The sequence below is a fragment of the Natrialba hulunbeirensis JCM 10989 genome, assembly GCF_000337575.1.
GTDB lineage: Archaea > Halobacteriota > Halobacteria > Halobacteriales > Natrialbaceae > Natrialba > Natrialba hulunbeirensis.
In genome coordinates this window covers 127,453-148,261 of record NZ_AOIM01000038.1, presented here as the reverse complement: position 1 = coordinate 148,261, position 20,809 = coordinate 127,453, and the positions used below count along the sequence as shown (strand labels likewise).

General features: G+C 61.6%; 15 protein-coding genes. 7 read left to right on the top strand and 8 right to left on the bottom strand.

The features are described 5' to 3' along the window. Position 1 precedes the first annotated feature (1 nt). The 3 genes from sufB to C483_RS15225 all read right to left on the bottom strand — a co-directional run bounded on the left by sufB (position 2) and on the right by C483_RS15225 (position 7,970). Positions 2-1,432: a Fe-S cluster assembly protein SufB gene (gene sufB / locus C483_RS15235; protein WP_006654257.1), complete on the bottom strand. Its 1,431-nt coding sequence runs from the start codon at positions 1,430-1,432 to the stop codon at positions 2-4. 61 nt (positions 1,433-1,493) lie between these two features. After that, the gene (locus C483_RS15230; RefSeq protein WP_006654256.1) at positions 1,494-2,402 is read right to left on the bottom strand and encodes an ABC transporter ATP-binding protein; all 909 of its coding nucleotides are present in this window, start codon (positions 2,400-2,402) and stop codon (positions 1,494-1,496) included. Positions 2,403-2,648: 246 nt separating this feature from the next. After that, the gene (locus C483_RS15225; RefSeq protein WP_006654255.1) at positions 2,649-7,970 is read right to left on the bottom strand and encodes a DNA polymerase domain-containing protein; all 5,322 of its coding nucleotides are present in this window, start codon (positions 7,968-7,970) and stop codon (positions 2,649-2,651) included. A 168-nt stretch (positions 7,971-8,138) separates the two neighbouring features. Between C483_RS15225 and C483_RS20535 the strand changes: the two genes are divergently transcribed. The 3 genes from C483_RS20535 to C483_RS15215 all read left to right on the top strand — a co-directional run bounded on the left by C483_RS20535 (position 8,139) and on the right by C483_RS15215 (position 9,958). Beyond that, positions 8,139-8,300 (top strand): DUF7331 family protein, encoded by a 162-nt coding sequence (locus C483_RS20535; protein ID WP_006654254.1) that lies wholly within the window; start codon positions 8,139-8,141, stop codon positions 8,298-8,300. Between the two features lie 209 nt (positions 8,301-8,509). After that, positions 8,510-9,298 (top strand): DUF7322 domain-containing protein, encoded by a 789-nt coding sequence (locus C483_RS15220; RefSeq protein WP_006654253.1) that lies wholly within the window; start codon positions 8,510-8,512, stop codon positions 9,296-9,298. Positions 9,299-9,361: 63 nt separating this feature from the next. Beyond that, positions 9,362-9,958: a DUF7346 family protein gene (locus tag C483_RS15215; protein WP_006654252.1), complete on the top strand. Its 597-nt coding sequence runs from the start codon at positions 9,362-9,364 to the stop codon at positions 9,956-9,958. Positions 9,959-10,054: 96 nt separating this feature from the next. On the opposite strand, the gene rad50 is transcribed toward C483_RS15215, so the two are convergent. From rad50 to C483_RS15200, 3 genes are all read right to left on the bottom strand, one after another. Beyond that, positions 10,055-12,787, bottom strand: a complete 2,733-nt coding sequence (gene rad50 / locus C483_RS15210) for a DNA double-strand break repair ATPase Rad50 (RefSeq protein WP_049912785.1) — start codon at positions 12,785-12,787, stop codon at positions 10,055-10,057. Continuing rightward, complete coding sequence (mre11, locus tag C483_RS15205; RefSeq protein ID WP_006654250.1) at positions 12,784-14,169, bottom strand: DNA double-strand break repair protein Mre11; 1,386 nt, start codon at positions 14,167-14,169, stop codon at positions 12,784-12,786. The genes rad50 and mre11 overlap by 4 nt, the downstream gene beginning before the upstream one ends. 195 nt (positions 14,170-14,364) lie before the next feature. Beyond that, positions 14,365-14,637 carry a MarR family transcriptional regulator gene (locus tag C483_RS15200; RefSeq protein ID WP_006654249.1) on the bottom strand — a complete coding sequence of 91 codons (273 nt, stop codon included), beginning with the start codon at positions 14,635-14,637 and terminating at the stop codon, positions 14,365-14,367. Between the two features lie 250 nt (positions 14,638-14,887). Between C483_RS15200 and pan1 the strand changes: the two genes are divergently transcribed. After that, on the top strand, positions 14,888-16,105 hold the full coding sequence (pan1, locus tag C483_RS15195; protein WP_006654248.1) for a proteasome-activating nucleotidase Pan1: 1,218 nt from the start codon (positions 14,888-14,890) through the stop codon (positions 16,103-16,105). Between the two features lie 217 nt (positions 16,106-16,322). Here pan1 and C483_RS20530 read toward each other — a convergent pair whose 3' ends face one another. Then, positions 16,323-16,460 (bottom strand): hypothetical protein, encoded by a 138-nt coding sequence (locus tag C483_RS20530; protein ID WP_006654247.1) that lies wholly within the window; start codon positions 16,458-16,460, stop codon positions 16,323-16,325. Positions 16,461-16,664: 204 nt separating this feature from the next. Here C483_RS20530 and C483_RS15190 point away from each other — a divergent pair, with 204 nt between their 5' ends. The 3 genes from C483_RS15190 to C483_RS15180 all read left to right on the top strand — a co-directional run bounded on the left by C483_RS15190 (position 16,665) and on the right by C483_RS15180 (position 20,408). Beyond that, positions 16,665-17,219: a GMP synthase subunit A gene (locus tag C483_RS15190; RefSeq protein ID WP_006654246.1), complete on the top strand. Its 555-nt coding sequence runs from the start codon at positions 16,665-16,667 to the stop codon at positions 17,217-17,219. A gap of 248 nt (positions 17,220-17,467) precedes the next feature. Beyond that, on the top strand, positions 17,468-17,986 hold the full coding sequence (locus C483_RS15185) for an LUD domain-containing protein (RefSeq protein WP_006654245.1): 519 nt from the start codon (positions 17,468-17,470) through the stop codon (positions 17,984-17,986). A gap of 1 nt (position 17,987) precedes the next feature. Then, positions 17,988-20,408 (top strand): LUD domain-containing protein, encoded by a 2,421-nt coding sequence (locus C483_RS15180; RefSeq protein WP_006654244.1) that lies wholly within the window; start codon positions 17,988-17,990, stop codon positions 20,406-20,408. Between the two features lie 121 nt (positions 20,409-20,529). Here the strand turns inward: C483_RS15180 and C483_RS15175 are convergent, their stop codons facing one another. Continuing rightward, entirely contained in the window at positions 20,530-20,808 is a 279-nt protein-coding gene (locus C483_RS15175) for a DUF3194 domain-containing protein (protein WP_006654243.1), read from the bottom strand. Position 20,809: the final 1 nt, after the last annotated feature.

Genomic DNA, 20,809 nt, shown 5'->3' with positions numbered 1-20,809 from the left:
ATTATCCGAGGCTTCCCTCCATCTCGAGTTCGATGAGGCGGTTGAGTTCGACCGCGTACTCGATCGGCAGTTCTTCCGTGATCGGCTCGATGAAGCCGGCGACGATCATCTTCTTGGCGTCGTCGTCGTCCAGACCGCGGCTCTGGAGGTAGAAGATGTCCTCGTCGCCGATCTTGCCGACGGTCGCCTCGTGAGCGACGTCGACTTTCGACTCCTCGATTTCCATGTACGGCATGGTGTCCGAGGTGGACTCGTTGTCGAACATCAGCGCGTCACACTCGACGGCTGTGCTCGAATTCTCGGCACCGTCGGCGATGTGGACGAGACCGCGGTAGTTGGTGCGGCCGCCGTCCTTCGAGATCGACTTGGATTCGATGGTCGAACTCGTCTCGGGCGCGTTGTGGTAGACCTTCGCGCCGGTGTCGATGTCCTGGCCCTCGCCCGCGAATGCGATGGTAATGTGGGTGTCGGTCGCGCCGCGACCCTTGAGGATCGAACACGGGTAGAGCATGGTAGCCTTCGAGCCCATGCTGCCCGAAATCCACTCCATCGTCCCGTTCTCCTCGACGATGGCGCGCTTGGTGTTCAGGTTGAACGTGTTCTTCGACCAGTTCTGGACGGTCGAATACTGAACGTGGGCGTCTTCTTCGACGAAGACTTCCACGCCGCCGCTGTGGAGGTTGTGAGCACCGTACTTCGGTGCGGAACAGCCCTCGATGTAGTGCACTTCCGAGCCCTCCTCGGCGATGATGAGCGTGTGCTCGAACTGGCCCATCCCCTCGGAGTTCATGCGGAAGTACGCCTGGACCGGCATCTCGACGGTGACGCCCTCTGGGACGTAGACGAACGAGCCGCCGGACCAGACGGCACCGTGGAGTGCAGCGAACTTGTTGTCGCTTGCCGGGACGCAGGTCGTCATGAAGTGCTCCTTGACGAGCTCAGGGTGCTCCTGGACCGCGCGGTCCATGTTCATGAAGATGACACCCTTCTCTTCCCACTGGTCCTGCATGTTCTGGTAGACAACTTCGGACTCGTACTGGGCGCCGACGCCCGAGAGGGCGTTCTTCTCGGCTTCTGGAATGCCCAGCTTGTCGAAGGTGTCCTTGATCTCGTCTGGCAGCTCCGTCCAGTCGTCGACGCCTTCGCGCTTGTCGACGTCCGGGCGGATGTAGGGGACGATTTCCTCGACGTCTAGCTCGGTCAGATCCGGCTGCCCGGGCCAGTCCGTCGGCATCGGCATGTTCTGGTACTGCTTGAGCGCGCGCAGACGCCGCTCGAGCATCCAGTCGGGCTCGTCCTTGTCCTCGGAGATCATGCGGATGACCTCCTCGGTCAGGCCCTTGTCGGACTTGACGGCGGCGTTTTGCTCCTTCTTGAACTCGAAGCGCGCCTCGGTGTCGGTTTCTTTGAGGTGATCTTGTTCGGAACTCATGATTTGTATGTAGTCGTGTTTACGGCTCTGGCGTTATTACGGTTGTTCTAGTCGAATCCGGTTACGCGGTGCCGTAGACCTCTTCGCGAACCCAGTCGTAGCCCTTGTCCTCGAGTTCCTCTGCGAGCGAGGCGTCACCGCTCTTTGCGATCTGGCCGTCGAGCATGACGTGGACGTGGTCCGGCTCGACGTAGTCGAGGATGCGCTGGTAGTGGGTGATCTGGAGAATACCGGTGCCCTGTTCGTCGCGAAGCGAGTTGATCCCGTTCGAGACGTCCTGTAGGCGGTCGATGTCGAGCCCGGAGTCGATCTCGTCGAGGACGGCGATCGACGGCTCGAGGATTGCGGCCTGAAGGACCTCGTTCTGCTTCTTCTCACCGCCGGAGAAACCGGCGTTGAGGTAGCGCTGTGCGAAGCGCTCGTCCATGTCGAGTTCCTCCATCTTTTCCTGAAGGATCTGCTGGAACTCGGCGACGCCGACTTCGCCCTCGTCCGCTGGGCCTTCCATCGGCGAGGTCTCGAAGCCTTCGTCCTCCTCGTCGTCCTCGTCGGCGTCCTCGTCCTCGAAGAGCTCTTCGCGCTCGTCGATCTTGGCGTTGAGCGCCGTGCGGAGGAAGTTCGTCATTGTGACGCCCTCGATCTCGGCTGGATACTGGAAGCCGAGGAAAATACCGAGCGCGGCGCGCTCGTTCGGTTCGAGGTCGAGGATGTTCCAGCTGCGCTGGTCGTCGTCGATCTCGATCTCGTCACCGAATTCGCCCTCCTCTAAGTGGAGCAGGACCTCGCCCTCGGTAACCTCGTAGGCTGGGTGGCCGGCGATGACCTTCGCGGTCGTCGACTTCCCGGAGCCGTTCGGTCCCATCAGGGCGTGAATTTCGCCCGACTTGACCTCGAGGTTGACGCCCTCGAGGATCTTCTCGTCGCCATCTGCTACTTCTGCGTGCAGGTTGGATAGTTCGAGGCGTGCCATAGTATTCTGTCGTCTGAATCGTGGGTCGTCTGACTGATAACGGTTTCGTATTCTGGCCCCATTCGGTTTCGAACACGAAAGATAATTTTCCGGAACCGGAAGCTCCGCGTTCAGAATTATTCTGTCCGTGACCGCATGCAGTCCCGTTCTCACGCCCTCCAAAACACAGGTAGAACGTGTGGTAGCTCTGTCTCTAGAAGAGAGACCGAGGCAGAAAGGTATGTTGGGTACTGGCAGAACCGCTGGTCACATGAAATTGCTCAGTCCGGTCTGCTCCTGGCCGCTCTTGACCTCTTCCCAGGAGACGCCAAGCGCCTCGAGAATCCGCTCGATCGGCCCCTTCAGCGTCTTCTCTAACATCGTGTCGTAGTCGACTTCGAACTCCGCCGGGATCTGGTCGTCGTACTCGAAACAGATCACGTCCGGATCGCGCTTGAACGCGCCATAGATCGGATCAGTTCGTGCATCGAGTCCTTCTTCCTCCTCGAGTCGCTCGAAGAACGAGGGGCCGACGCGGTCGAGATAGAGCCGTTTTGGCTTGCTGCCGCGCTGGAAGTTGGTGCCGAGCAGCCGGTTCGCGTACTTCGCACCGCGAACCTGTGCCGTATCGGTGTCGTAGTTGTCGAGGCGCTTGCCGATGCCGCCCGGAATGGCGAGGTTCTCGAGTGAGATGTCGCCCTCTCGGACGTCCTCGATGACGCCGTTGACGTACTCCTTTGCGCCCTCGACGTCACCCTCTTTGACGATCATCTCGATGACCTTGTGCTGGACCTCTTTGGTGATCGGTGCGATGTCCGAGCGCTGGTACTCGAAGCCGACGATGTCGATGGTGTCGACGTCCTTGCCCTCCTTCCAGGTGATGTGGCCGGCGTAGCGTTTCTTCTTGCCAGCCTGGAAGAAGCGCCGGTAGAGTTTCTCGAACTCGATCTGGAACCGATGGAACTCAGCATTGAGCTCGTCGCGCGCGAAGTCTTCGTAGCGATCGTTGATGTACTCCTCAATTTCGAACGACTGCTCTAAGGCCTCGTCTTTTGAGATATCAGGTCCGAGTTCGAGCATGACGGAGTCGGTATCACCGTAGGCGACCGTGTAGTCGAGTTCGTTCGCAGCGGTCTCGGTGAACTCGATCACTTCGCGCCCGGTAGCCGTGATTGCGGACGCCGCTTCCTTGTCGTAGAGGCGGAACTGCTCCCAACCCGATACGCCGTAGAGAGATTGGCCAACGAATTGGAACTTCCCGTTTCGGCCCGCAAGTAGTGTATGGTTGTCTTCGACGGTGACGCAGTAGACTCCGTTGTCGGCAGTACTCTGGGTCGAACTTCGATGCATTCGAAGCGTGTTCTTTGATCCTTCAGTCACGTAGATTCGCCACGTTCCGCTGTCACGGCTGTAGTTCGCTGTTAGGCCGAGATGTGCACAAAGCCGAAGAACATCGTCCCGAAGACGGTTACTCGATGTCGTGTACCGCCAGGAGTTCGTCTGTCGGTCACCGTCGCCGTCGATAAGCACCTCAAGGAACCGGCGTTTCTGTCGGTGACTACACTCGAAGACGAGTTCAGGGACTCGTTTCTCGAAGCTTCCATCACCGCAGCACGATGTTAGGATATTCCCGAGGAGTTTCGACGTGACCGTGTAGGAACGATCGTCGACGTAGTAGTCGAATCCCATCTCATCGAGCAGTTCACCGATCGTCGCGTGATGATCGAGACCGCCGTCGGCAATCGGCAGTTTGTCCTGCGCCAGTTTCACTGTCGTCGCAGAGCCGCGGAAATTCTCGCCGAACTGCTTGTCTTCAGAGGTGTACACGTTCCCTTCCGTCACGAACCACGCGAGCAGGTCAAGGAACTCGTCTCCATCGTATGTCCGTGGAATCCACTTCCGTCCAGAGCCGCGATGAATGAAGCTCGTCTCGCACACCTCTTCGATGTACTCTCGGTGTGCCTCGAATTCTTCCGCGGTGAAGACGTAGCCAGTTTTCCCAACGTCTGCTTTTGGCACTCGACGTGGTCTCCAGCCCAGTTCTGTGGTGAACGTATGGCCGTGAACAGACGGCCGAACCCACACCTCGTACTCACCGTCGATCAGCTCCGTCAGATCGACTGTATCGAGTTCGTTTCCGTCTGGCCCGTCCCAGTCATGGGGTAGTTCGTAGTTCGTTGCCCGATCAAGGTCACCGGCCTCGATGAAACTGTATTCGTCTTCAGTAATTCCGTTCGTTTCGTTCTTGCGGACGAGCATTCGATGGTTCGGCGTGACACGGAAATCGATTTTGCTAGTCTCGATGTCGACCAGATCTCCGTCGTATTCTGGATAGGCGTGGGTTTCGACGACGGGCTTTACCTCTAACGCTTCAGTCTCCGGATCAAGCGAATACACCTCGTCGCCGACCTCAAGATCAGTAATATCGCGCACGCCGTCTGGAGTCAGCACCTCCGTATCCGGCGTGAAGCAGTTCATAATCACCTTCACAGCGCCCTGTTGGCGGTCGTACTGCTCGTACTCGGGCGTACCGGGTTCGTGCTCGTTTCGCAGTGCCTTCTTCTCCTCGCGTTCGGCGAGGAGTTCGGTGATCATCGTCCGGTTGACGCCGTCGGGTTCCTTCCGGAAGTGCGTCCCCGTGGGGGCCTCGTAGGTCTCCCCGTCGTAGGAGTCGGGGTCGACCCTCGTCTCCGGCGACGCGTTGATCGTCGTCATGCACATCGGGTACAGCGACTTCAGGTCGAGCACGGTGACGTTCTCCTTGACGCCCGTAATCGGCTCGAAGACGGCTCCGCCCTCGTACTCCTCGCCGGCCTCCTGCTGGCCCTTCGAGGGGAGCGCGAACTCGCCGTAGGCCTGGTGGAGGACGTACATGTCCACCGCGTCGCCAGGCGTGGGTGCATCCTCTAGCTTGCAGCCGACGAACGAGCGTACCTCGTCCCAGAACGGGATGATCGACTGCTGGCGATCGAGTTCCACACAGAGTTCCACGTCCCGGAGGTTGTACGCGAGTAGCTGGTAGGGGTCGTCCTCCCAGAGGTCGCCGATGTCGCCGGCGTAGCGCTCCTTGCCGACGCCGAGTTCGGACTCGCCGACGGCGTCCAGTCGGTAGGAGTCGAGTTCCGAGAAGACCATCCGCTGGTAGCCATAGAGCAGGTCGAAGACGACCCGTCCCTTGATGTCCGGACCGCCCCAGCCGCTGCGCCAGACTTCGTCGACCCGGGAGAGCTGGTCGATCTCGAGATCGTAGTCGTGGTGTGGGCCCTGGAGCTCCTCGAGCCGATCTAAGAGATATGGTGCGTCGAAATCATCGCAGTTGTGGACCAGACACCCTTCAGCGATGAAGTTGTGCGTCGTCGTTTCGATGTCGTAGGTCGTCTCAGTGCCAGTTACCGAAACGTCCGTTACCTCAACGAAGACGTACTCTTCCCACTCCTCAGAGTGTGTTTCGTGACGTTTGAGGTTAATACCGCGCCGATGTTTGTCGTTACCGATCCGTTTTGCGTCAGTTCCGACATCTGCTTCGAACAACGCGTATGGGATGTTCTCGGTTTGACCACTTTTGCCGCCCTCGAATTCCGTGAGGGCGTCTTTCTTTTCGGAATGGCCCATATACGGGAGAACGCAGTCCTTCAGTCGATCGATGTCGCGTTTCGCATCGGGAATTCTAACGACGTTCTCTCGTTGCTGCGCGTAGATCCCAAGGCGCTTGAATAGCTTCACGTACCACTTACCGATCGACCGGTTCTCGGCAGCAACTGTGATCCCGCTTTGCGCAATATTTCCGTCGCCATCGATAGCACCCGCTAAGAAGCGACCGATGTATTCGGACGGCATTTCGTAAATCGTCGAGAGATCGACTGGACCGTCGTTCTTATTCCCAAACGGAATACCGAGTCCGTGAAAGGCATACATCGTCGCATAGTCCAGCACGTTCTGTTTGTAACATCCCTTTCCGTCCGGTTCTAAATGGTTCTCGCCGGGGAATTGTCGATGGAGTTCCTCTCGGGTGTTGTAGAACCGAACGCCATCATCTGTCGACATCGATCCGTCCGTGAGGATCAGCCCAGCATAATAGAGCTCTTCAGGCGTTATTTTTCGTTCGAGAGCAACACCCGTTCCCCGATATTCAACGCCACCATCTGGAACGGGAACGTCGTACTGGCTCGCTGCATCTCGACAGCGTTTCGGTGTCCAGACACTCGTGTGAGGGTGATGTAAGGTTCCGGTTGTGACATCAAACTGGTCGGCCAACTCACTGACGGCACCGTATGGGAGATCCGTCTTAAATTTTGAGACCGTCTGTTTGTCGGCGTATCGTTGGTTCTCTACCGGAATGAGGTCCGAAAGGGTGGGTGCGGCCGTCTCGTCGACGGAGAGCCTCCGCGGTTTGAGTACGTAATCACCAGATTCGATTTCGCTCCCTTCTTTCCAGTCCACAGCATCGTCATCCCCGACCATTATCCGATGATCAGCTGACGATCGGAGAGATGTTCCATCAGCTAACGAAAATTCACGAATCTCCTTCTCGCTTTCCCACTTGTTCGTTACTTCTGCAACGCTTGTTTGCTGTGAGTCGGAACCGACTACCGAATCCCCGATCTCGATATCTTGTATCTCTTTCTCGGTTCCGTCCGCCATGAGGACATCGCTATCCGCTGGAAGGCAGTTCCAACCAGTGATGATGTCCGGGTCGGCCTTATTTCGATCAGCAATGTAGTCGGTGAACGCCTCGAGCATCGCTTCCTCCTCGTCGAAGGCGCGAATCTCGTGGTCGATATCGCCCTCGATCGGCTCGTAATCGGTTATTTCGTCGGGAATCTCGCCATCGCCCTCGTCGGCCGCACAGACCCACATGAGGTACTCGTCGCGGTAGGAGTCGTGGCTCGTCAGACAGACGATCGGCTCCTCGCCGTCCTCTGGGAAGCCGTGGCGGTCCTCGACCTCGATGTCGAACGTCAGGACCCGCGGGTCGGCATCGACGTCGACGGCTTCCACCTCGGTGTGAGGGACGACGAGCGAGCCGTCTTCAGCGCGGCGCTGGGGGACGCTGATCCCGCTCTGAACGTCCTTGTCGATGAGAAACCGGTTCGGGAACAGGATGTCGGCCTCGTAGTGCTCGAAGTCGTCACGGATCTGACCTACGTCGCGCGGTGTCTGGCCGAAGATTTTCGTCAGCTTCTCGCCACGGATACTCTCGTATGGCTCGCCGTTCTCGTCTTCCGTCTCGCTGCCGGTGAGCCGGTCGTACTGCTCCTCTGGCGGGCGATCGAGTGTCTCCGTCGGTGCGTAGAAGTACGGTCGAAAGCCGACGACCTGCACGTGCTCGAGTTCGTTCTCTGGCGTGCGCCCGAAGACGTGCATGATCGGTCGCTCCTCGTCGCCGTAGCCAGCGACGGTGTAGTCGACCTGCATTACCGCGATGTCGACCGCCGTACCCTCGGGTTCCGGCAGCGTTTCCTCGACGACGTCGATCACCTCGGCCGTGGTGGTCCCGCCGTTGCCCGCGACGGCGACAGCCTCTTCGTCCGGCCGCTGTGCGGACTCGTCTGAAAACTCCGTGAGTCCGGTTTGGCCCGCCTCAGTCATGGTATCGGGCTTTGTAGCCGGTGAATAAAAACCCCTGCAATCCGCTCCGGGAATCGGACACGGCATCGCTGTGAGTCGGTCTCTCTCGATTCCGTCTCCCGATCTGATATTGCAGGAGCAAAAAGACATTTAATGTGGTAACACATACCATGTGGACAGGTGAACGATATGTCCACCACTCCTGACGACGCGACGGATCGTAGTGAGTCTGTAGATGCCCCCACGATCGAATCCTACGAGACGGACGATGGCGTCGTCTTCTATGACGCCCAGAACCCGCTCGCGTGGGTCGAAACCACTCAGACACTGGTTCTCGAAGACGTTGTCTGAGCGACGACCGGCGTACTCTCGCGACACCACTGTTTACTGTTTGTCCGGACTACACTGCTACCTTTCACTCTCTCGGCACGTTGTCCTGCAGCGTTCGCACTCGAAACCTGCGCCCGAAACTCACACCCAAAACCCGCACCTGAAACCTGCACCCGAAATCCGCACCCGAAACGCGAATCCTTTTGCGTCTGGTTGCGCTCTGCTCACCTGTGACGACTGATCGGACCAGTACCGACGACGCAGACGACGACCGCGAGTCCGTCGGCGCGTCGGCCACTGATACTGACCACGGTCCCAGTCACGGGTCCGTCTCTCCGTCCGATTCAGATTCAACGACACAGTCCGAGTCTACTACTACTACTACCACTGACGACGAGACAGCACCCGGCGAGTGGAACCCCGAAAAATCGTACCGGGACTCGAGTACCGACTCGCTGACGATCCCGCGAGTGGAGACTGAGGATGCGGGGTCGACGTTCATGGAGGATTTCAGATCCGAACACGAGTCTGAGAGTGGCGCTGGCTCGGTGTCCGTCCCGGAGGTCTCCACGGAAGAGTCGGACGTTCCGACCGAACTCCTGAAGGCGTTTTGGGGGATCGTGATCGTTCTCAACGCCGCCATACTCGCCGTCGCACTCGGACTCATGTTCATGTTCTTCGAGGGCGTCTCACAGACGGCTGGTGCGCTGGTCGTCGGTGGCATTGTTCTGTTTGGATTTGCGTACTACCGATACTGGTCGTTTCAGAACCGAACGGACGGGTTTTCCGTTCCGGACTCGGGTGAGATGGACGGTTCGGATGATGGAGTGGCGGATGACCGAGCGGAAGATGACAGAACGAAGGATAACGGAGCGGATGCCGATGGAGACAAGAGTATCGATACCGCCGATACCGCCGAACGCGACGACGACATTTCGGCCCGAACCGACGAAAAGCCCAGTACCGAGGCCGAACACAGCGGATCAGACGACGACACCGACATCGACCGGCAATACTGACGCCGGCAAAAGTACTTCAGGGGCTGACGCCGAAGGACCGATACCGGACGACTCTGACCGACTATGACAACCGTCCAAGACGACACTGGGAAACGATACCTGCTTCTCAAGCGCTCCGAGCACGCGAGCCTCGTTCGTGACCCACAGACCGGCGACGAATGCTACGTCCAGAACGACCGACTCGACGCCGTCGACGCCGCCGACGAACTCGATCCGGTCGCACAGGCGGTCAGCAGTCCCGTTCGGACACTGCTTACGACCGTCCACGACGAAGCCACCCTCAGTCTGCTTATCAGCCTCGCAGACGAGGGCCCACTCGACATCCGCACAATCCTCGACAGCACCACCCTCTGTGAGAGCGATCTCCACGGCCGGCTGACCATCCTCACTGGGGCCAACCTGCTCGCCGAAACCGACGTCGGCGGCGAGCGCGGCTACCGACTCACCGACACCTGCGAAGCCGCACTCGAGACGATCCGGTTCGATCTGGACGAGTCGGCTGCGGCTTCTGATCCTGATACAGATACTGATACTGATACAAATACAAATACGAATACGGACGAGCGCTCGGACTCGAGTTCCTCGTCCCCGACGGGTTCCACCTCCGCTTCAGCCTCGACATCACCCTCCGGACCGACGGGGACACTCGAGTCGAACTGAGTGTGATCGCTGGGGGAGCAACCCACCAGCACCGTTGCCTTCGAACTGAAAGCCGACTACAACGAGTTCGCGAGTGATTTTGAACCGATTCGACACCTACTCGGACGCCAGCAGCGCCGCCTCCGGCGGCTCGCCGCGTTCGAGTCGCGAGCGGTTCGAGGTCGCATCCTTCTCGACGCGAACCAGCGAGTCCGCCGCGCCGACGAGTTCCTGATCGTGGCTGACGACGACGATCTGTTCGACGCCCAGATCGCGCATCGACTCGACTAGCGAGACGAGTTGGGTCACGTGGCCGGAGTCGAGAAACACCGTCGGCTCGTCGAGGATCAGCGGCGGCATCGGCGCGGCACCCTCAACGCCCTCCGCGAGCAGCCGGTAGATCGCACACCGCAGGCTGAGGTTGAACAGCGCCCGCTCACCTCCCGAGAGCTGCTCGGGATCGAGGCTCTCGCCGTCCTTCTGGTACACCGTCAGCTGGTAGTCACCGTCCAGATCGATCGCCGCGTAGGAGTCGTTCTGGTAGACCAGTTCGAACGTCTCGTTCAACAGCCGCTCTAAGGTCTCGACGTTCTGCTGGCGCAGATCCGAGCGCAACTCGCCGTAGGTCGTCTGCAGCGTCTCGGCCTCGTCGTACAGCGACTCGAGTGTCTCGCACTTCTCCTCGACTGCGTCGAGTCGATCGCGCAGGCGCTCGAGTTCGCCGAGTTTCTCCTCGACGCCGCCGATTTTCCCCTGCACGTCGTCGCGCTGTGTCTCGAGTTCGTCGAGTTTCTCCTCGACCTGTTCGATGTATGTCTCGGCGTTCTGGCGGTCCTCGCGGGCAGCCTCGACGCGGGAGTCGTCGAACTCACCCTCGAGTTCGCGCTTGCGCTCGCGCTTTGCCGACAGCGTCTCGCGGCGCTCCTCGTTCATCTCCTGCCAGTCGGCACGGCGCTCGCGGCGGGTCTCGATCTGCCGGTCAAGTTCAGCACGCTCGTCGGCGATTTCGCGGACTCGTCGTAGTGACTGCAACGTCTCCTTGATCGCGCTGCGCTCGCCGTTGATCTCGCCGAGTTCGACGCGAACCTCCTCAACTTCGGACTCGAGTTCCGTCGCCTTCTCCCGTTTCGATTCGGCTTCGGACTCGAGTTCCTCGGCTTCCTCGCGCAGGTCACTACACTGCTCACGCCGGTCGGCGATGGTCTCGCGCTTCTGACTCAGCAGTTGTTCGACGTTGTCGCGGTTGTCTGCGAGCCGTTCGACGCGGCGTTCGGCCTCCCGCAGGTCCTCGACTTGCTCGATTCGGTCGTCGATCGCCTCGATCTCGGCTGCGAGTGTCTCTCGCTCGGACTCGAGTTCCTCGGCTTCCTCGCGCTTCTCGGCGAGGACGTCGACGTGTGGCGAGTCCTCGACGGACTGGCCACACTCCGGACACTTGCCCTCCTCGAGCAGTGCTTCACCCTCCTCGATGGCGTTTTCGACGGTTCTGAGATCGGCAGTGAGATCGTTGCGCTCGGCGACGATGTCCTCGCGGTCGGACTCGAGTTCCGCGAGCCGTGTTTCGGCCTCGCCGAACGCGACGGTCAGGTCGTCCGCTGTGTCTTCGTCTTCGTCTGTATCTCCGCCAGCGAACTGCCCTCGAAGCCCCTCGATCTTGTCTTCGAGTTCCGCGAGCTTCTCCGCACGCTCGTCGATTTCTGACTCGGTCGTCTCGAGTTCGGCCTCGATTTCGTCGGCGGCCGTGCGCGCTTCGTCGGCCCGCGTCTCGAGATCGTCGGCCTCCTCGCGGAGCCGGTCGGCGGTCTCCGTTTTCGTCTGGATCGAGACGCGAACGTCCGCGAGGTCGTCCTGGAGTTCCTCGTCTCGCTCTTCGAGGTCGTCGATGTGATAGTCAACGCTCGTCTCGGCTCCGTCCGCTGCGGCGGGGTCAACCTCACGGTCGAGATCGGCGAGCAACTCGTCGCGTTCATCGGCGAGTTCTTCGCGCTCTGCTTTCCGCTCACGAATCTCGTCTTTGGCGTCCTCGCGGTCGCGCTCGGTTTCGTTGATCTTCGACTGCAACTCCTCGATCTCCTCGCCGAGCGTCTCGATCTCCTCGCGGGTCTCCTCGTGGCGCTCGAGCACCTCCTGGGCCGTCTCGAGGGTCTCGACGGCCTGGTCGCGCTGGGCCTCGTAGTGGTCGATCTGTTCGGTGAGCTCGTCGCGCTCTTCCTCGAGTGCATTCAGCGTCTCGTGGAGGTCTTGCTCCTCTTTTTGCTCGACCTGTGAGCGAACGTCATCGAGGACTTCCCGCTGGCCGTCGAGGACGGACTTGACGCCGAGCCGTGCCTCGCTCGCGCGCTCGCGATACTCCTCGAGTGCCCCCAGCTGGAGCAGGTCGTCGATCATGTCCTGACGCTCGCTCGGCGAGGCGTGGATGAGTTTGTTGACCTCGCCCTGGCGGACGTACGCGCAGTTGACGAACGCCTCGGCGTCCATTCGCAGGAGTTCGGTGACCGTCTTGCGCACGTCGCGAGCGCCTTCGATGGTGTCCGCGGGTGTCTCGAGGACGCACTTGGTCGTCGTCGCGCGGTCGCCGCGCAGTTTGAGGTGGCGTTCGACGTGGTAGTCGCGGTTGTCGTGGGTGAACCAGAGTTCGACCTCCGCCTCGTCCTCGCCGGTCGTGATCACGTCGTCGAGTGTGCGGTCGTCGAGCGCCTTCGAGCCGTAGAGCGCGAAGAAAACGGCCTCGAGCAGCGTCGACTTCCCGCTGCCGTTGACGCCGTGGACGACGGTGACGCCGCGCTCTAAGGTGAGGTCGGCGTCGCCGTAGCACTTGAAGTTCAGCATGCGGACGCGGTCGACTCTCATGCGAAATCACCCAGTGAGGCGTGGTCGGCGTCCTGGTCCGGCTCCGTTTCTGACTCCGCCTCGCCCGCTGTGTCACGCTCGGGATCTGTCGCGGGCTCATCGTCGGCTTCGGCAGCTGCTAGCGTTTCGGTGCCGTCGGTACCGGAGCCAGCGTCGGCCGCCGAGAGCTGATCCGCAACCGTCGTCACGTCCTCGTCTGCCGGCGTGCGCTCCGGTGCCGGCTCGAACGCGGACCGGTCGTCCTCGAGTAGGTCCCGGACGCGGCGCTCGACTGACTCCCGAACGTTCGAATCCGGCAGGTCGTCGTTCCGGACCGTCTCGTCGATACTTCGTGCGGCGTCGCTGAGTCCGAGGTCACGGATTCGATCCTGGACGGCCGCGTCTGGGTCGGCGAAGCTCACCGAGACCTCCTCGGCCTCGTCGGGGATGTCGCGCCGATCGTTCATCCGGGCGACGAGTGCGCCGCGGTCGAGTGCGAGTTCCTCGACAGCGGCGGGGGTGATCGGGCGACCATCGCCCTCGACGGTAACGATGACGACGGCGTTTTCGACGTCGTGCTGGCGGACACGCTCCTGAACGCGATCGATTCCCTCTTCCTCTTCGAGTTCCACGTCGACGAAGACGAAGTCGCGGGTGTCGGTGAGCGAGCGGCGGGTGATAGCGACCCCATCACCGCTGGCCCCCTCGCTCGCGGCCGCACTACCGTCGGCCGCGGACTCGAACTCGACCAGATTGTACCCTCGCGCCTCCCGTTCGCTCGCACTCGCGCGCTCGGTCGACCCACAGTAGGTCACCCAGGTGTCGCACACCTCGGCGGTGTCCGGCTTGTGGTTGTCCCCGAGGAGGACGGCGTCGAAGTCGACTGTGGCCTCCTCGAGCATCCGTTCCGTATCCCAGTCGGCGTGGGCGAACGGCTCGAACAATCCGTGGCTCACCAGCGCCGCGTGGCTCGCGGCGTCCGGGACTGGCTCGAACTCGTACTCGAGTCCCTCGCGTCGCGAGCGCGGGACGAAGTCCTGGCCGTAGAAGGCAACGTCGTCGACGACTTCGGGGCCGGGGCCGAGTCGCGTTGCGAGGCCGATGTCGGCGAAGAGGTCGAGCCACTGGGCGTCGCGTTTGCCCTCGTGGTTGCCGACGACGGCGAGGAAGGGGATGTCAGCGTCCGCGAGCGTTCGGAGGACGTCGATCGTTCCCTGGAGGTCGACCAGTCCGGGCCGGCGGTCGTGAAAGAGGTCGCCGGCGTGGATCACGGCGTCGACGTCCGCTGAAACCGCGTCCTCGGCGACGGTGCGAAACGCCTCGAGGAAATCTCGTCGGCGGATGGGCGAGTTGTACTGCTGGTACCCAAGGTGGGTGTCGCCCGTGTGTATCACCCGTGTCATTGTCCCGTCGTTAGACTGGTGGCCCTAAAGTGGTTCCGCGACCGGAGCGAAAGTAGTCTTGGCTGATCGGTCCGCTGTGACCGGTCCGCAGAGATGCCACTCTAGAGAAGCGCAGCGAGAGAACAGTCGTTTCCCCAATTCCCGTGCCCGAATCTTCGCACGACCGCTGTCGAGAGTGGCTCTGAATCCGCGACCTTAGGCGTCGATATCGAGACTGTAGAGACGCTTGCGAGCGTCCGAGAACGAAAACCGCGAGTCGACGACGTTCTCCTCGTCGAGGCGGTTCAGTGCGTACCGAACCGTCCGCGCCGGCAGCAGCGTCTCGTCTGCAATCTGTTGCTGTGTCATCGTATCGTTGTACTCGAGTACCTTCGCGACTAGCTTCGCGCTTGGTGGGAGCTCTCGGACGTCATCCCAACTACCTCGTTCCTGTTCGGACTCCTGTCGAAATGTTTCTGACGCGCTCATCGTATACCCCTTAGCAAATACGAGGTGATAATATTTTCTGTTTCGTATAATGCATGATGGTTATATGAAGGACAGTCACTGTTTTCGTGACAGTCAACCAGAACGGACTATCGAGTGGCGAGCGGCTGATTTAGACGTTAGTCGAATTGCTTCAGGCCGGGCGCAAACGGGTGACTCTGTCGGTTCCGGCGGTTGCAGGCTGGGTGGTTGACCCGAAGCCTCTTATGAGCCAACACCCAAAGGTCGGGTGATGACTGACACTGTGGACGACGTCGACCTCCCATATGACGAGGACGAGGCGTCCCAACAGGAGAAAATTCAGGCGCTCGAGGACAAGCTGGAGATCCTCGAGTCGCAAAACGAGGAGATGCGAGACAAGCTCCTCGATGCGAACGCCGAGAACAACAAGTACCAGCAGAAGCTCGAGCGGCTCACGCACGAGAACAAGAAGCTAAAGCAGTCCCCGCTGTTCGTCGCCACCGTCCAGGAAATGACCGACGAGGGCGTCATCATCAAACAGCACGGGAACAACCAGGAAGCGCTGACCGAAGTCACCGACGAGATGCGCGAGGAGATCGAACCCGACGCCCGGGTCGCCGTCAACAACTCTCTCTCTATCGTCAAGACGCTCTCTAGCGAGACGGACGTCCGGGCCCGCGTGATGGAAGTCACCGAGAGTCCTGAGGTCAGCTACGAGGACATCGGCGGCCTCGAAGAGCAGATGCAAGAGGTTCGCGAGACCGTCGAGATGCCACTCGAGAAGCCAGAGATGTTCGACGATGTCGGCATCGACCCGCCGAGTGGGGTTCTGCTGTACGGTCCGCCGGGCACGGGGAAGACGATGCTCGCGAAGGCCGTCGCCAACCAGACCAACGCCACCTTCATCAAGATGGCCGGCTCCGAACTGGTCCACAAGTTCATCGGTGAGGGTGCGAAGCTGGTTCGTGATCTGTTCAAGGTCGCCCGCGAGCACGAGCCAGCCGTCATCTTCATCGACGAAATTGACGCCATCGCGGCCAAGCGGACGGAGTCGAAGACCTCCGGCGACGCCGAGGTCCAGCGGACGATGATGCAACTCCTGAGCGAAATGGACGGCTTCGAAGACCGCGGCGAGATCCGCATCATCGCCGCTACCAACCGCTTCGACATGTTAGACCGTGCGATTCTTCGCCCCGGTCGCTTCGACCGTCTCATCGAGGTTCCAAAGCCGAACCAGGAGGGTCGCGAGATCATCTTCGAGATTCACACTCGCGGCATGAACGTCGCCGACGACGTCGACTTTGCCGAACTGGCCGCCGAGGCCGAGGAGGCCTCCGGTGCTGACGTCAAGGCGATCTGTACCGAAGCCGGGATGTTCGCTATCCGCGACGAGCGCACCGAGATTCAGATGGAAGACTTCCTCGGCGCGTGGGAAAAAGTGCAGGCCGAATCCGACGAGACCGAAGAGGTCTCGAAGACGTTCGCCTGATCGACGCGCCTCGTTCGATCGGTCGTCCGCAGTTGTCCGGTTCGATGCGATCGGCGTTCGGTTCTTTCTGACCGCAGAGCGGCACTTCAGTAATCGACCACTCCTACTCGAGTCCCAACGCTATCGTGACACGGGTCTGTGCGTGAGATAGCGTTGTAGGGTTGCGAAAACGGATGCCGACTCGTCAGAATCGAACCGAAAGAACGTGTTGTGTCGATTACAGCGCGGCGAAGATGAGCCACGGCACGATGAACAGCGCCACGGTCAACACCGCGAGGATCAACAGATAGCCGATGCCGGTGCCGACCGCGGTGATCCAGGACGGATGGTTAAACTCGGAGAGATCGACTGCCATATTCCTACCGTTCGGTGATGAGAGTATAAACGTACCGGAGACGAGTGTCGGCGAGGCCGAAGTCCTGTCCCCGTGTCGGACGATACGGGTGACGTGTGTCGAACGAGACCGGAGACCTGTGTCGGGCAGCAGGGTGAACGACGAGCGGCCCACCGAGAATCGCTTCCGGTCCGTTTTTACCGGTTCGTTGGCTAGATACCGGCAATGACGAAGATCGTCGTGGTGGACAACCACGGACAGTTCACGCACCTAGAACACCGAGCGCTTCGCGACCTCGGCGTGGAGGCCGAGTTGATCGACAACGACACGCCGCCCGAGGAGGTCGACGCAGACGGCGTCGTCCTCTCGGGTGGCCCGGACATGGACCGGATCGGGCAGTCCCCGGCGTACCTCGAGGCCGACGTTCCCGTCCTCGGAATCTGTCTCGGCATGCAACTCATCGCCGAGGAACTTGGCGGCCGCGTCGACAGCGGCGAGTACGGCGGCTACGCGGACGTAACGGTCGAACTGACCGACGAGGACGATCCGCTCACCGGTAGTCTCCACCCCGAAACGCGCGTCTGGGCGAGCCATGCAGACGAAGTCGTCGAACTCCCCGACGGATTCGAGCGAACCGCGACAAGTGACGTCTGCGGCATCGAAGCCATGAGCGACACCGACCGCGACCTCTACGGCGTCCAGTGGCACCCCGAAGTCGCCCACACCGAGGAAGGCGACGTGATCTTCGAGAACTTCCGAGATATCTGCGAAGCGAACTGAATACCACTGCACTGCATCGGCGCTCTCCGCCGTCACAATCGAGTCGACACTGTCTCACTCGCGGCTCGTCTCGATACTGAGCGTTCTCTATACTGATTTTTCTCTCCATACACTCTGCAACCGGTCCCCCCGTTGTCCCGTCCGACACGGTTGTGTGAGCGACCAGACTGTTGAACCCGATCCAACGTTTGTCCCGTCGATTGGCACGACCGCCACGCTATTGGGCGCGCGCCCGAATGTGAGTGCTAATGTCAACCGACACCGACACTGACGCTGTCGGCCAGTTGGAACACGCACTCGAGGAACTCGAGGTCAGCCTGGAGCGTGTGTCCGCGGCCGACGCGAGCGAGCGACTCGCGGCGCTGCTCACGGAGCCGGCTATCGGTGTGAAACTCCCGTTCGAGGGCGTCTCCATTCCGGAGTCCGTCACGACCGAGCCGACGGCTGCTACTCTCGCCGACGCACAGACCGGGATCACGCCGGCGACCTTTGCGATTGCGGAGTACGGCACCGTCGCAATCGAATCCCGAGCGGCCGGCGACGAACCGATCAGCGTCTATCCGGAACACCACATCGCCGTCGTCGCGGCGAGCGACATCGTCCCCGACCTCACGGGCGGGTTCGACCGCCTCGCGGATCGGTTCGCGGCGGGCGGCGACAGCATCGTCTTCGCCACGGGCCGGAGCGCGACCGCCGACATGGGCGACCTCGTTCACGGCGTCCACGGTCCCGGTGAAGTAACCGTCGTCGTGCTGGAGGACCGGTAAGATGGCAGAGCGAAGCCACGCATCCGGCCAGTCGGAAGGGGGTGGGGGTGGGGGCACCGCCAGCCACACACCATCCAACTCGCGCGCCGAGACCGCCGCCCATCTTCGACAGCTACTCGAGACGGAGGGCGATGCGATCCACGCCCACACGAGCGTTTCCAACCTCCAGCGCCACGAGGTGTTCGACGAAACTGACGATCTCGAGGCGCTGCGATCGGAGGCGCGCGCAATCAAGGAGGACGCCATCGACCGCCTCCCAGCCCTCATCGAGACCGTTCGCGAGGCGGTCGAAGCCAACGGCGGGACGGTCTACGTCGCGGAGGACGCGGCCGACGCGAACGCCTACGTGGCCGACGTGGTCGACGACCGGGCCGCGACCAGCACCGCAGCCGAGAGCGCCAGCGGCCGCCCGTCCGTCGTCAAATCCAAGTCCATGACCACCGAGGAACTCGACCTCAACGATGCACTCGAGTCCGAGGGGATCGAGGTCACCGAAACCGACCTCGGCGAGTGGGTCCTCCAGGTTGCAGACGACACGCCCTCGCACATCGTCGGCCCGGCGATGCACCTGACGCGTGAGGAGATTGCCGAACTCTTCACGGAGCAGTTTGACCCCGACGAGGAGTTCGAGACCGCAGAAGAACTCACCCGATTCGCTCGCGACCACCTCGGCGAGCGCATCCGCGAGGCAGACGTGGGGATTACGGGCGCGAACTTCGTCGTCGCTGAGAGCGGGACGATCACGCTCGTCACGAACGAGGGCAACGCCCGCAAGTGCGCCGTGACGCCAGATACGCACGTCGCAATCGCCGGCGTCGAGAAGCTCATCCCGTCGATTCGGGACCTCGAGCCGTTCGTCGACCTGATCGCGAAGAGCGCGACGGGGCAGGAAATCTCCCAGTACGTGACGATGCTCTCGCCGCCGACGGAGTCGCCGACGCTCACCTTCGACGAGCCGGACGAGCCGATCGGCGCGAACACGGACGCCGAGACAAACGGCTCCACCGACCGCGAGTTCCACCTCGTGCTGCTCGACAACGGCCGCACCGAGATGCGCGCGGACGACCAGCTTCGGGAGACGCTGTACTGCATCCGCTGTGGCGCGTGTTCGAACTCGTGTGCGAACTTCCAGGCCGTCGGCGGTCACGGCTTCGGCGGGGAAACCTACTCCGGCGGCATCGCGACGGGCTGGGAGGCCGGCGTTCACGGCCAGGACTCCGCCGCCGAGTTCAACGACCTCTGTACCGGCTGTACGCGCTGTGTCGACGCCTGCCCGGTGAAGATCGACATCCCGTGGATCAACACCGTCGTCAGGGACCGCGTCAACCGCGATGCGGAGCCGGAGGCCTACGACTTCCTCGTCGACGGACTCACGCCGGACGAGGAATCCGGCGGACTCGACCTCGGCAAACGCTTCTTCGGCAACATTGGTACCGTCGCAAAGCTCGGTAGTGCGACGGCACCGGTCTCGAACTGGCTCGGCGAGACGGCACCAGTGCGCTCGCTGCTCGAGCGGACGCTGGGTATCGACCAGCGCCGGGAGTTGCCCTCGTTCGAACGGCAGCCACTCGTCGACTGGTTCGACGCCCGCGGCGGTGAACAGGAGTCGAAACGGCGGGCAGCGGCCGGTCGTCGGGCGGCTCACGACGAACCCACAGACGCGCTCGACCGCGAGGTCGTCCTCTACCCCGACGTCTACACCAACTACGTCGACACCGACCGCGGGAAGGCGGCCGTGCGGACGCTCGAAGCTCTCGGTGTTCCCGTCTCGGTTCCCGACCTCCCCGAGAGCGGCCGCGCACCGCTTTCCCAGGGGATGGTCACCACGGCGGACGCGCAGGCGAGTAAGGTCTACGCCGCCCTCGCCGAGGACCTGGACGCCGGTCGCGATGTCGTGGTCATCGAACCCTCCGACCTCGCGGCGTTCCAGCGCGAGTACGAACGGTTCCTCCCCGAACGGTCGTTCGAACGACTGCGGGACAATAGCTACGAGATCTGTGAGTTCATCTTCGGACTACTCGAGAACGGTGCGAATCCGGCGGCGCTGTCGACGGCTGGCGGTGGCGGGGAGAGAATCGGGACCGAGAACGGGGACGACGGCCAGCCGATCGCCTACCACTCTCACTGCCAGCAACGCACGCTCGACCTCGAAGCTCCGACGGTCGCCGTGCTCGAACGCTGTGGCTACGCCCCGCGAACCTCGACGGTCGAGTGCTGTGGCATGGCGGGCTCCTTCGGCTACAAGCGCGAGTACTACGAGGTCAGTATGGACGTCGGCGATCGGCTGGCGTCGGAACTCGAGCCGGCCAGCACTGACCTGGTCGTCGCGTCGGGGACGTCGTGTGGCGACCAACTCGAGACGCTGCTGGATCGAACGGTGCCGCATCCGGTCGAAGTGATCGCGCCGGATCGGGGCTGGTAGATTCGCTGGGGTTGGGGCTGGGACCCCCTCCTCGGGTGGCGGTGTCGCTGGTCGCTCACTACTGGCCACTGTCGGCACTGGTTGGCGAATCTGTGGGTGCGGAGAAAACGAGCGCGGGCGGCTACTCGCCGAACAGGTCGTCGACCGCCTCGCGCGCCGTTCGCGCGGCTTCGTCGGCGACCTCGTCCGGGTCCGTGCCGTCGTCCTGTTCCGGCGCGTTGAGATAGACGTCGACCTCGAGGACGCCGTCCTCGAACGACACCGTGACGTCCATATCGCGCACGGCAGACTGCTTGTATCGCGAGAAGATCAGTCCCTCGGCGGCCTCGGCGGCCGTCTGGACGACCTCCTCGTCAGTTGGCTCATCCGCTCGCTCGTCGGTCGAGTCGCTGGTCGACATC

Coding starts and splice junctions, on each gene's coding strand:
- C483_RS15225 (WP_006654255.1), bottom strand. CDS start 7,970: ATGACTGAGGCGGGCCAAACCGGACTCACGGAGTTTTCAGACGAGTCC.
- C483_RS20535 (WP_006654254.1), top strand. CDS start 8,139: ATGTCCACCACTCCTGACGACGCGACGGATCGTAGTGAGTCTGTAGAT.
- pan1 (WP_006654248.1), top strand. CDS start 14,888: ATGACTGACACTGTGGACGACGTCGACCTCCCATATGACGAGGACGAG.
- C483_RS15190 (WP_006654246.1), top strand. CDS start 16,665: ATGACGAAGATCGTCGTGGTGGACAACCACGGACAGTTCACGCACCTA.
- C483_RS15215 (WP_006654252.1), top strand. CDS start 9,362: ATGACAACCGTCCAAGACGACACTGGGAAACGATACCTGCTTCTCAAG.
- sufB (WP_006654257.1), bottom strand. CDS start 1,432: ATGAGTTCCGAACAAGATCACCTCAAAGAAACCGACACCGAGGCGCGC.
- C483_RS15185 (WP_006654245.1), top strand. CDS start 17,468: ATGTCAACCGACACCGACACTGACGCTGTCGGCCAGTTGGAACACGCA.
- rad50 (WP_049912785.1), bottom strand. CDS start 12,787: ATGAGAGTCGACCGCGTCCGCATGCTGAACTTCAAGTGCTACGGCGAC.
- C483_RS15200 (WP_006654249.1), bottom strand. CDS start 14,637: ATGAGCGCGTCAGAAACATTTCGACAGGAGTCCGAACAGGAACGAGGT.
- C483_RS15230 (WP_006654256.1), bottom strand. CDS start 2,402: ATGGCACGCCTCGAACTATCCAACCTGCACGCAGAAGTAGCAGATGGC.
- C483_RS20530 (WP_006654247.1), bottom strand. CDS start 16,460: ATGGCAGTCGATCTCTCCGAGTTTAACCATCCGTCCTGGATCACCGCG.
- C483_RS15180 (WP_006654244.1), top strand. CDS start 17,988: ATGGCAGAGCGAAGCCACGCATCCGGCCAGTCGGAAGGGGGTGGGGGT.
- mre11 (WP_006654250.1), bottom strand. CDS start 14,169: ATGACACGGGTGATACACACGGGCGACACCCACCTTGGGTACCAGCAG.
- C483_RS15175 (WP_006654243.1), bottom strand. CDS start 20,808: ATGTCGACCAGCGACTCGACCGACGAGCGAGCGGATGAGCCAACTGAC.